Below are 11,892 nucleotides of genomic sequence, written 5' to 3'. Positions count from 1 at the left end.
ATTGGGATAAACCTAACCCATAGCCTCTAAACTCTCTTCATCTTCTAAACAAGAAGATGCTTGAATTACAAATGGTAATTCTGCACCTATCAAACCGCGTTGAATGCGTTCCGGCGTTTCATTAAAAATCACAAACAAGGGATATACAGTATCAGCCCCTTCGCTTAAAATGTGACTGTGACGCAAAGGCATTAACCATTCATAATCCTGATCAAGTAAGACTTGAGTTTGTCGCCAGCGTCCTAATAATTCAGAAAAGTCCTCATGGGGACGGTGAATAAATAAGAGAATTTCCGGCCCCGTTTTGATTTTCCATTCGGGGTCACACATTAAAATAGCCACATCACAAGGTAAACAAGTCGCCTGTGTGGTTGCAGCTACAGTATCACGCAAACGAACAATTGGCAGAGGAATAATAATTGTACTTTCATCAGGACGACGCAAACTAGGAATCATTTCTAGATATGGTCGATACTGTTTTAAGAGTGCGATCGCCGCCTCATGATTACTATACTCTGCCAAGCTAGCTTCATAGTCAGATTTTTGCACAGGCATAGAAAAATCAAAATTAAGTAATCATATCAAATTCCGCTAATTCGGTAATGGGTAATAGCTAATTGGTAATGGTAGAAAAAATTACCAATTACCAATTACCAATTACCAACCCCACAAGATGACAAGTATTTAAACGGACATAATATCATTTGTGATTTAGCCCAATTTTTCAAATACCTTAAACAGTGGTAAATACATTGCTAACAAAATCGTCCCCACCATACCCCCTAGTACCAAAATCATAATTGGTTCTAAAACGCTGGTTAATGCTTTTACCGCCTGCTCAACTTCATCCTCATAGAAATCAGCAATTTTCATCAGCATTCCATCAAGTTCCCCAGTTTCTTCACCGATACTAATCATTTGAATTGCCATTGGTGGGAAAACTTGCTCTTTTTGCAAGGCAATACTAATCATACCCCCTTGTTGAATTTCCGCTCTGGCTGCATCTATAGCATTAGCAACCACCTGATTTCCTGATGTATCTCGCACAATTTCCAAAGATGTAAGAATGGGTACACCAGAACGAGTTAAAGAACCGAAAGTGCGGCTAAAACGAGCAACTGAGGTTTTTTGAATTAAGTCACCAAACAACGGCATTTTCAAGGAAAGACGGTCAATAGTTTCTTTCCCAACACGAGTTTTATAGTATTGTGTAAAAGCAAATCTTGCTCCTGCAATACCACCAACCAATAATATTGAAGCCGGACTTCTTAAAAGATTACTACAATCCATTAAGAATTGAGTTAGAGCAGGTAATTCAGTCCCCAATTCTACGAAAATCTTCGCAAAAATAGGGATTAGAAAAACTGTCATCCCCACAAAAATAGAAGTTGCCAAAAAACCTACAACTACTGGATAAGCCATAGCGGATTTAATTTGGTTTTGTAATCGCGCCATATCTTCTAATAATTTGGCTAAACGATTCAATACCTCATCCAAAACACCGCCAACTTCCCCAGCCTGAATCATACTCACATATAAGCCATCAAAGCAGTCAGGATGCTTACGCATAGCATCAGAAAGATTAACACCACTTTGAACATCGTTGCTGATATCAATCAGCGCTTGTTTCATCTTCTTATTAGTACACTGATCACCCAGTACACCTAATCCTCTGACAATGGCGACTCCCGCATTTACCAAAGTGGCGAGTTGTCGAGAAAATACCGCTTTCTCTTTTACTGTCACCTTGACAAAAGAATTTTGAAATTTCTCAAAATCAAAACCAATCGACTGTTTCAGGTCTTGAACTACAAGTCCTTGATCCCTTAAATTAGTACGGGCTTGTGCTATAGATTCAGCAACAACTTTCTGACTTCTAGTTTTTCCCTGTGTATCCCGAACACGAGCAATAAATGTTGGCATATGTCAATAGTCAATAGTCATTAGTCATTAGTCAACAGTCAATAGTCAACAGTCATTAGTCATTAAATCTTTGGACTATGGACTATTGACTATGGACTTTTATCTAGTGTGCTTTGACGGCTCCTGGTTTCGCTCCTGCTGCGGGTGGTGGCGCAGCAGCACCGATGAGGCGTTGAATTTCGTCTGGTTTGGAGGTTTTAGACATTGCGGCTTCAAAGGAGATAATTCCCGCTTTGTAATAATCAGCTAAAACCTTCTCTAAAGTTTGCATTCCTAACTTACCGCCAGTTTGAATTGCTGAGTAAATTTGCGAGGTTTTACCTTCACGAATTAAGTTAGAAATAGCCGGAGTAACAATCATAATTTCCTGTGCCATGATGCGACCATATTCACCCGGCTTGGGGTTTTTCTTTGGCACTAGAGTTTGGCTAAATACTGCGACTAAAGAGTTAGATAATTGCACCCGCACTTGGGTTTGTCTTTCATGGGGGAATACGTCAATAATCCGGTCAACAGTTTGAGAGGCAGAACTTGTGTGTAAAGTTCCAAATACTAAGTGTCCGGTTTCTGCTGCGGAAATCGCCAAAGAAATGGTTTCCAAATCACGCATTTCCCCTACCAGAATAATATCTGGGTCTTCCCGTAATGCGGCTTTCAAAGCATTGGCAAAACTTTTTGTATCTTCACCCAATTGACGTTGGTGAACTAAGCTTTTAATTGGTTCGTAAACAAATTCAATCGGGTCTTCTACGGTGAGAATATGCTCTGCTTTCGTGCGGTTAATTAAATCAATCATGGCCGCGAGAGTGGTGGTTTTACCAGAACCTGTAGGCCCTGTTACTAGAATTAAACCTCTAGGCTTGTCGCACATTTCCCGTACTACATCTGGTAAACCTAACTTTTCAAAGTTGGGAATTTTAGAACTGAGCGCTCGTAAACAAGCTGCATAAGCACCACGCTCTTTATACACATTCACTCGGAAACGAGCTAAACCCTTGACACCGTAGGAACAATCTAATTCCCAAGTCTGTTCTAAGGTTTTGCGTTGGCTGTTATTGAGCATACTAAATATCAGCCTTTGACACTGGTCGGCGGTTAGTACCTCATCGCCGATAGGTGTGAGTTTCCCACTAATGCGGAAATAGGGAGGTAAACCTGCGGATAGGTGCATATCCGAGCCACCCATTTCAATCAGCTGCTCCATCAAATCTTCAATCATAAATTCCATAGGGTCGCTTCGCTCCAAATTCAAAATTCCTCTTGGAAAGTTTGCTCAACGGGGGGAACCCCCGCACGCAACTTTCCGCAAAATTCAAAAATACTAAATGCAAATTACCGCTTGCTGGACTAGTCTTGAAAACGCGGTGTCATACAGTAGGGACAATCTAGCCATTCTGGTTGTAATTGGGCGGTGCAAGTGCGACAGGTCAGACCGCTCTTGCGTTTAGCTTTTAACTCAGCTTCTAAACCTGTGTCGGTGAATGTTACCCGTTCTACTTCTTCTAAGGTGGTGGAACCTTGGCGCACTAGTTCTAAGCTATAAGCCAGTAGGGTTTTCATCCCTTCTTCGATCGCCACTTCTTTGATCCGTTCTGTGGGTGCTTCTTCGTTGATTAAAGTTTGCAGATTTTCCGTAACCCGCATGACTTCATACACACCGCAACGTCCTTTGTAGCCGACACCGTTACAACTTGGACAAAGCTGATTTTTGGCTTTGGCATCAGCGATCGCTTCCGAGGGTACGGTGTTAGCCTTATAGAAGGTGACAGACACTTCACCAGCAGCAGACATCCCATAACGGGTAAGTTCTTCAGGTGTGGGAATGTAAGGAATACGACAATCAGAACAGACACGCCGCACTAGACGTTGCGCCAATACCCCAATTAAGGAACTGGAAACCATGAATGGTTCAATCCCCATTTCCCCCAAACGAGCGATCGCGCCAGGAGCATCATTAGTATGTAATGTAGTCAATACCAAGTGACCCGTTAAAGCCGCTTCAATCGCTGTTTTCGCCGTTTCCTTATCCCGCGTCTCCCCCACCAGTAGCACATCCGGGTCTTGTCGTAAAAATGCCCGTAACGCCGTGGCAAAATCCAACCCCTTCTCCCGAATTACCTGCACCTGGGTAATTCCCGGCAAACTATATTCAATCGGGTCTTCTACAGTACTGATATTAATCCCTGGTGAGTTCTTCTCCGCCAGCGCCGAATACAGCGAAGTCGTCTTACCTGAACCAGTCGGCCCCGTTACCAAAATCAAGCCGAAAGGCTTACTGACCATATCCTTGACAATTCCCAAAGTTTCTGGGTCAGTAATCAACTTATTCAACCCCAACTGAGTAGCAGAGTTGTCCAAAATCCGCAGACAAACCTTTTCCCCGTAGCGACTGGGTAAGGTATTTACCCGGAAGTCTACCTTACGTCCCTCAAACATCCGGCGGATACGTCCGTCTTGGGGTAAACGTCGTTCAGCAATATCTAAATTAGAGATAATTTTAAATCTCGCTGTCACCGCCGGAATAATTTTCTTCGGTAGAGGGGGAAAAGCTTCCCGCAATACACCATCCTTGCGGAAGCGAATGCGGAGATTTTCTTCTTGTGGTTCAACGTGGATATCAGAAACCTTATCGTGCAGAGCCTTAGCCAAAATTCTATTAACCAGGTTAATAACTGGCGCATCTTCTGCACCCTTCATAGCTGCACCTAAATCAGCCTCCATCTCATCAGGTGCATCTTCAATATCCAGATTGCCGAGATTTTCTAAATCTTGATTAATATCTGTAGACTTTTCTTGTTCCAGGTGTTTTTGCCGCACAGCCAAATCATCCAAATATTGGTTAATTAGCTGTTGGTAATCCTCCTGGGTAATTACCATACGCTGTAATGACAAACCTTGAGGGCGCAAGATGCGGTTTAAGTCATCTGACGCTTCCAGATTATCTGGAGAAACCATCGCCACTAACACATAAGGCGGGTTGTGTTCATCATTCCTAGATAGCGGTACTAAACGGTGACGACGGCAAACATCTACGGGGATGAGACTATCAATCAGATTCCCCACCATCGTATTTCCCACACTGTTGACCTCTGGATCGAGAGATTCAACACCGTAGAGGATTTTTAGTTCAAATAATTGCTGTTTCTTATATTGTCTCTGGAACTCAGGTGATAGCTGTCGTCCGGTAATTGACTCCAAAACATCTGTCAAGGGTCTACCAGACTTGCGACTTTCAATCAGCGCTTGTCTCATCTGTTCGGTATTAACATAGCCAGATTGGACTAATTTAGTACCGAAAGGTGAAAACTCTGTTCTTGTAGTTAGAGCCGTGCTACGCCGTTGTGGTGACGAGTAAGTCATAGGTGAGCAATGAGTAGGAAAACCTCTGCTTAGAGTATTCCCAGCCAGAGACATAAAGTTTTCATTAACAGTATGAAGAATTGGGGAGCCTCGTTCGGAATACCGCCCTTAGACGATTGACCCTAATCTGTTTACCATTTGTAAAAATAAAATGACGATCAGATCATTTGCCAGAGAAAATCCGGCAAAAATCAGTCTCAGTGTACAGCCATCAACTACCAAGGTTGTGCATTGTGGTGAAATACTCCCCTAAATCACATTTGGGATGAGTAGACTTGGACAATGATCGACGAAAATAAACAGGTAAACAATACAAGCCAGCAATTGGGTGAATCAACAGAGGTAAAGCAAGCAATTATGAGTGAATCCCCAGCCGAAATTAACAATAACGAATTGAAGAGCGAAACAGAACAAGTAACAGCCCCAACTAATGTAGGGGGGGATACAGTTACAGAAGATAATGGCTTCGCAACAACACAGACACAGGGAACTGATACAGCCGCTTTGGCTGAATTGTCAGGGCAAATTGATTCCCTCAAAGCACAGTTAGAAGAGCGCAGTACGCTATATATGCGGATGGCGGCAGATTTTGAAAATTACCGCAAACGCACCCAAAAAGAAAAAGAAGAGTTAGACCTACAGGTAAAAAGAAACACAATTTTAGAATTGTTGCCTGTGGTCGATAATTTTGAACGGGCGCGATCGCATCTCAAACCACAAACCGATGGCGAAATGACCATTCACAAAAGTTATCAAGGAGTTTACAAACAACTAGTAGATTCACTGAAGCGGTTGGGCGTTTCGCCAATGCGTCCTGAAGGACAAGAATTCGATCCTAATCTTCACGAAGCAGTAATGCGCGAACCTACGGATGAACATCCAGAAGGAACAGTGTTAGAAGAGTTAGTGCGCGGATATTACTTGGGCGATCGCGTGCTACGCCATTCTATGGTCAAGGTGGCTGCTCCAAAGGAAGATGCACCACCAGCACCGGAAAATCAGTCGAGTCCAGCCGACAGTTAACCTGTATCAGCTCGCCTCACTGACCAATAGTGCTGAGGTCATAGTAGAGGCGAGCATTGTTAGGGATTGGGGACTGGGGATTAGGGATTAGGCAATAGTTAAATAAAACTTCTGCCTCCTGCCTCCTGCCTCCTGCCTAAGTTTATACCCAAAAAAAGTAAGTCTAGGCTACTAAAGCACTCAGTAAATATATTTACGTATGGGAAAAGTTATTGGGATCGACTTAGGCACAACAAATAGTTGTGTTGCGGTTTTGGAAGGTGGTCAACCGATAGTGATTGCTAATACCGAAGGTGGACGCACTACACCGAGTATTGTGGGATTTGGTAAAAGTGGCGATCGCTTAATCGGTCAGTTGGCAAAACGACAAGCTGTAACCAATGCGGAGAATACTATTTTTAGTATTAAGCGGTTTATCGGTAGGCGTTGGGATGATACGCAAACAGAACGCGATCGCGTACCTTATAGCTGTGTCAAAGGTCGAGACGAAACTGTAGACGTGCAGATTCGTGGACGCAATTTCACGCCCCAAGAAATATCCGCTATGGTCTTACAAAAGCTCAAACAAGATGCGGAAAACTTTTTGGGTGAAGCAGTCACACAAGCAGTAATTACCGTACCTGCGTATTTTACTGATGCCCAAAGACAAGCCACCAAAGACGCGGGTACAATTGCCGGGCTGGAGGTCTTACGAATTATTAATGAACCCACGGCTGCGGCTTTAGCCTTTGGTTTGGAGAAACAAGACCAAGAACAGCTCATCTTAGTTTTTGACTTAGGCGGCGGAACCTTCGATGTTTCCATCCTTCAGTTGGGAGACGGAGTATTTGAAGTCAAAGCTACTGGAGGTAATAATCAACTAGGCGGCGACGACTTTGATGGCTGTGTCGTCAATTGGATGATTGAACGCTTCCTGCAACAAGAAAAAGTTGACCTAGCCCAAGATAAAATGGCGCTGCAACGCCTGCGAGAAGCAGCCGAAAAAGCCAAAATCGAACTCTCCAGCATGGCAAGTACCTCAATTAACTTGCCTTTTATTACAGCTGATGACAGTGGGCCGAAGCATTTAGAAATGGAACTCAACCGTTCTAAATTTGAAGAGTTGGTAGGGCATTTAATTGAAGCCACCATCGAACCGATGATTCAAGCTCTCAAGGATGCCGACCTGAAACCACAAAATATAGATAAGATTATTTTGGTCGGTGGTTCTACCCGCATTCCCGCAGTGCAGAATGCCTTAATCAAGTTTTTCAATGGGAAAACTCCAGACCGTTCGATTAACCCTGATGAAGCAGTAGCATTGGGTGCAGCTATTCAAGCCGGGGTGTTAGGTGGAGAAGTTGACAATCTACTGCTATTGGATGTCACACCCTTATCCTTGGGAATTGAAACCTTGGGAGAAGTATTCACCAAAATCATCGAACGAAACACCACAATTCCCACTAGCAAATCTCAAGTATTTTCCACTGCTGTTGATGGACAAACTTCAGTAGAAATTCACGTCCTCCAAGGTGAGCGGGCAATGGCTAGGGATAATAAGAGCCTGGGTAAATTTCTCTTAACAGGCATCCCTCCTGCGCCCCGTGGAGTACCGCAAATCGAAGTTTCCTTTGAAATTGATGTCAACGGGATTCTCAAAGTTGCAGCCCAAGATAAAGGCACAGGTAGAGAACAAAGTATTCGCATTACCAATACAGGTGGATTAACCAACAATGAAGTAGAACGGATGCGCCAAGAAGCAGAAGTGTATGCCGAAGAAGATAAAAAACGCCGAGAACTGGTGGAACTCAAAAATCAAGCAGATAATTTGTTGATAATTTATGAATCTACCTTAAAAGATAATGGCGAATTTATTGGCGAACAAATGAAAGTTCTAGCCAGCGAGAAAGCGACATTAGTTCAAAGTTTAATGACCAACCCCGCCATTTCCCTCAAAGAGTTTCAACAATGTTTGGATGATTTCCAACAAACTCTATTTTCCATCGGTGCTGATGTGTACAATCGAGCTAGCAGCCAAAATGATGATGTCACAGAAGCGATCGCCGATATTGGTCATATTTCCCTAGCCTCAGATACCCCGCCTGCACCTAGCGGAACTCTCATACCGCAGTTTAACTTTGATTTTGATGACGAAAGCACAGCACAGGCTGATTATGAAGCGATAGATTAGGGATTGGGTATTGGGTATTGGGGACTGGGTATTGGGGACTGGGGACTGGGGACTGGGAAATAGATAATATATTGACTGTTTAATACCCCATCCTTAGTCCCCTTTAAATTTTGGATTGTTTAATGTCAAGTCCAAAATATCCCATTCCCAAAGATAAAAGCTTCCCCTTTCCCCTTTCCCCTTTCCCCTTTCCCCAGTCCCCAATCCCCAACATGGAGGGTTTTCCACACCTAATGGTGCGGCTAGCCCCTCTAGTTCATGAGGGAGGTTTCCTCGTAGTACGTAGCACAATTGTAAAAGAGACAGCCAACTTGGAAGCAAGAGCCTAAAGTTATACTTTTTCTGCTCCTAGTTTTGGTAACTTTTTCCAGTTTTACGAGGAAAGTACCCATTACTTTACTAGTTGGTGAATTTTGTTAAAGGTAAAAGGTAAAATCAGTTATTAACATAATTTAACTTTGCCTTCTATCTAGCCCTGGCAAGATGCTCTGATGGTGTCTACTGCCTATATTTCCTCCTTCCTCCTAACTTTTACCTTTGCTATATGGCCCGCGACTATTATGAGATTCTAGGCGTTGCTCGTGACGCTGACAAAGAAGAAATCAAACAAGCCTACCGCCGTCTAGCCCGGAAATATCACCCTGATGTGAATAAAGAACCGGGAGCCGAAGATCGCTTTAAGGAAATTAACCGTGCTTATGAAGTCCTTTCTGAGCCGGAAACCCGTGCGCGTTACGATCGCTTCGGCCCTGAAGGTGTTTCTGGGGCTGGTGTTGGCTTTCAAGATATGAGTGATATGGGCGGTTTTGCCGATATCTTTGAAAGCATTTTCAGTGGGTTTGCTGGTGGTATGGGTGGCCCTACGCAGCAAAGCAGACGCGGCGGGCCAGCGCGTGGCGATGATTTACGCCTAGACTTGAAGTTAGACTTTCGGGAAGCGGTATTTGGTGGGGAAAAAGAGATTCGCATTTCCCATCTGGAAACCTGTGAAACCTGTACAGGTACGGGTGCAAAACCAGGAACTCGCCCCCGTACTTGTTCGACTTGTAGCGGTTCAGGCCAAGTCCGCCGTGTCACAAGAACACCTTTTGGTAGTTTCACTCAAGTCTCAACTTGTCCTACCTGTAATGGCACAGGCAAGGTAATTGAAGACAAATGTGGTACTTGTGATGGTAAGGGGACAAACCAAGTTACCAAAAAACTGAAAATTACCATTCCCGCCGGTGTGGATAATGGTACACGCTTACGTATTGGTCAAGAAGGCGATGCTGGTCAACGTGGCGGCCCTCCAGGCGATTTATACGTGTACTTGTTCGTCAATGAGGACGAGGAATTTCAACGGGATGGCATTAATGTTCTTTCGGAGATTAAAGTTAGTTACTTACAAGCAATTTTAGGTTGCCGATTGGAAGTAAATACTGTGGATGGGCCTGTGGAATTGATTATTCCCGCCGGCACACAACCAAATACCGTGATGAAGTTGGAAAATCGGGGCGTACCACGTTTAGGTAATCCCGTGAGTCGCGGCGATCATCTGTTAACGGTGTTAATTGATATTCCTACCAAAGTGACCCCAGAGGAGAGAGAATTGCTAGAAAAGCTAGCTAAAATTAAGGGAGACCGCACTGGTAAAGGTGGTCTAGAAGGTTTTTTGGGAAATTTGTTTAAGTAATGACGCTCTCTCCTATATCAACTCCTGATGCTCAACTTGACTTACGTGGCACTCCTTGCCCGATTAATTTTGTGCGGACAAAACTCCGGTTGGAGAAAATGCCGCCTGGAGGGTTACTGGAAGTGTGGTTAGACCCAGGAGAGCCAATTGAGCAAGTACCTGATAGCCTGACAATGGCAGGTTATCAGGTAGAACAAATTACAGATTGCAGTGGCTATTTTTCTCTATTAATCCGCCGTCCCGTAACTGCCTAATGAAAGTTTTACCCATTGGACAGTTATTGGGTACGGTGTTAGCCGTGCAAGCAAATTTCTACAAAGTACAGCTAGATTCTGAAGCAGAGGCGCAGGGGAGTGGGGGAGCAGGGGAGAAAGAAAAATTAGATTCTTCTCTGCCCCTCTGCCCCTCCGCCCCTCTGCCCCTCTGCCTATTATGTACCCGTCGGACTCGGTTGAAGAAAATCGGGCAACAGGTGATGGTGGGCGATCGCGTGGTGATAGAGGAGCCAGATTGGTCTGGAGAACGGGGGGCGATCGCAGAGGTTTTATCGCGGCAAACTCAGTTAGACAGACCGCCAATCGCCAATGCGAACCAAATCCTGCTCGTTTTTGCAGTGGCTGACCCTCCCCTAGAACCTTATCAACTCAGTAGATTTTTAGTTAAGGCAGAAACTACTGGACTAGATGTGGTTTTATGCTTAAATAAGAGCGATTTAGTTAGTCCAGAACAACAGCAACAAATTAGCGATCGCTTGTCTAGTTGGGGTTATCAACCAGTATTTATCAGCGTCCAAAATCAAATCAATCTTGACCAAGTAGCCAAATATCTCAGCAACAAAATTACTGTAGTTGCCGGGCCTTCTGGTGTGGGAAAATCTAGCTTAATTAATGCACTGATTCCCGACATTAACCTGCGCGTGGGTGAAGTTTCCGGTAAACTGGCTCGTGGTCGTCATACCACCCGCCATGTAGAATTATTTAAATTACCCAGTGGTGGCTTATTGGCAGATACACCAGGGTTTAACCAACCTGATGTGGATTGTAGTCCAGAAGAATTAATATATTATTTCCCCGAAGCTAGAGAACGTTTAGCGGTGGCTAGCTGTCGCTTTAACGACTGTTTGCACCGAGATGAGCCAGAATGTGCAGTGCGCGGAGATTGGGAACGCTACGAACATTATCTAGAATTTTTAGGAGATGCGATCGCTAGGCAAACCCAACTTAACCAACAAGCCGATCCTGAATCTACCTTAAAAGTCAAAACCAAAGGCAAAGGTCAAAGTCAATACGAACCCAAACTAGAAAGTAAAAAATATCGTCGCACCTCCCGCCGCACTCAAGTACAGGCGCTACAAGATTTGTATCAAGAAGAAGAGGAGTAGGGATGGGAGAGATGGGGGAGTAGGGGGAGATGAGGGAGATGAGGGAGATGAGGGAGATGAGAAGAATAACTGTGGACTGTTGACTAATGACTAATGACTAATGACTAATGACTAAATTTTATGTCTCAACCCCTTGCCACTACCCCTAGTTCTCCAGATGTCACTGAGGATATAATTTTTCCACCAGGCGATATCTACAGCGACGAACCACCCTTGGAATCTGATTTACACCGCGAACAAATAGAATTACTTATAAAAGTTAGCTTGAAAACCCCTGAGAAACAGCAACGCAGTTGCGTTTTTCGTGCTAAGAGCGGGGATGAAAAGCAATTGGCAGGTTTTAAAGAGCCAGTGAGTTAATCT

The 11,892-nt window shown here is 44.1% G+C and carries 10 protein-coding genes and 1 pseudogene; 7 read left to right on the top strand and 4 right to left on the bottom strand.

Annotation, left to right across the window (positions count from 1 at the left end):
- Positions 1-12 precede the first annotated feature (12 nt).
- From H6G83_RS26490 to H6G83_RS26475, 4 genes are all read right to left on the bottom strand, one after another.
- A complete protein-coding gene (locus H6G83_RS26490) occupies positions 13-555 on the bottom strand; it encodes a hypothetical protein (protein ID WP_190477583.1) in 543 nt (180 codons plus the stop codon).
- A 156-nt stretch (positions 556-711) separates the two neighbouring features.
- The gene (locus tag H6G83_RS26485; protein ID WP_190477580.1) at positions 712-1,923 is read right to left on the bottom strand and encodes a type II secretion system F family protein; all 1,212 of its coding nucleotides are present in this window, start codon (positions 1,921-1,923) and stop codon (positions 712-714) included.
- Between the two features lie 103 nt (positions 1,924-2,026).
- Complete coding sequence (locus H6G83_RS26480; protein WP_190477578.1) at positions 2,027-3,151, bottom strand: type IV pilus twitching motility protein PilT; 1,125 nt, start codon at positions 3,149-3,151, stop codon at positions 2,027-2,029.
- A 119-nt stretch (positions 3,152-3,270) separates the two neighbouring features.
- Positions 3,271-5,283: a GspE/PulE family protein gene (locus H6G83_RS26475; RefSeq protein ID WP_190477576.1), complete on the bottom strand. Its 2,013-nt coding sequence runs from the start codon at positions 5,281-5,283 to the stop codon at positions 3,271-3,273.
- Between the two features lie 282 nt (positions 5,284-5,565).
- On the opposite strand from H6G83_RS26475, the gene grpE reads away from it, so the two are divergent.
- The 7 genes and pseudogenes from grpE to H6G83_RS26440 form a co-directional block, all read left to right on the top strand.
- On the top strand, positions 5,566-6,306 hold the full coding sequence (grpE, locus tag H6G83_RS26470) for a nucleotide exchange factor GrpE (protein WP_190477574.1): 741 nt from the start codon (positions 5,566-5,568) through the stop codon (positions 6,304-6,306).
- Positions 6,307-6,505: 199 nt separating this feature from the next.
- Entirely contained in the window at positions 6,506-8,476 is a 1,971-nt protein-coding gene (gene dnaK / locus H6G83_RS26465) for a molecular chaperone DnaK (RefSeq protein ID WP_190477572.1), read from the top strand.
- Positions 8,477-8,598: 122 nt separating this feature from the next.
- The gene (locus tag H6G83_RS26460; RefSeq protein ID WP_190477570.1) at positions 8,599-8,805 is read left to right on the top strand and encodes a hypothetical protein; all 207 of its coding nucleotides are present in this window, start codon (positions 8,599-8,601) and stop codon (positions 8,803-8,805) included.
- A gap of 215 nt (positions 8,806-9,020) precedes the next feature.
- Complete coding sequence (gene dnaJ, locus H6G83_RS26455) at positions 9,021-10,148, top strand: molecular chaperone DnaJ (protein WP_190477568.1); 1,128 nt, start codon at positions 9,021-9,023, stop codon at positions 10,146-10,148.
- Positions 10,148-10,402 carry a sulfurtransferase TusA family protein gene (locus H6G83_RS26450; protein ID WP_190477566.1) on the top strand — a complete coding sequence of 85 codons (255 nt, stop codon included), beginning with the start codon at positions 10,148-10,150 and terminating at the stop codon, positions 10,400-10,402. The genes dnaJ and H6G83_RS26450 overlap by 1 nt, the downstream gene beginning before the upstream one ends.
- Positions 10,402-11,529 carry a small ribosomal subunit biogenesis GTPase RsgA gene (gene rsgA, locus H6G83_RS26445; protein WP_190477564.1) on the top strand — a complete coding sequence of 376 codons (1,128 nt, stop codon included), beginning with the start codon at positions 10,402-10,404 and terminating at the stop codon, positions 11,527-11,529. The genes H6G83_RS26450 and rsgA overlap by 1 nt, the downstream gene beginning before the upstream one ends.
- 120 nt (positions 11,530-11,649) lie before the next feature.
- Positions 11,650-11,790 (top strand): annotated as a pseudogene (locus H6G83_RS26440) (Uma2 family endonuclease); the annotation flags it as partial.
- Positions 11,791-11,892: the final 102 nt, after the last annotated feature.

The sequence above is a fragment of the Anabaena azotica FACHB-119 genome (assembly GCF_014697625.1).
Classification (GTDB): domain Bacteria; phylum Cyanobacteriota; class Cyanobacteriia; order Cyanobacteriales; family Nostocaceae; genus Trichormus; species Trichormus azoticus_A.
Note: the sequence above shows the minus strand (reverse complement) of the source record. Positions and strands in the feature narration are given on the sequence as shown.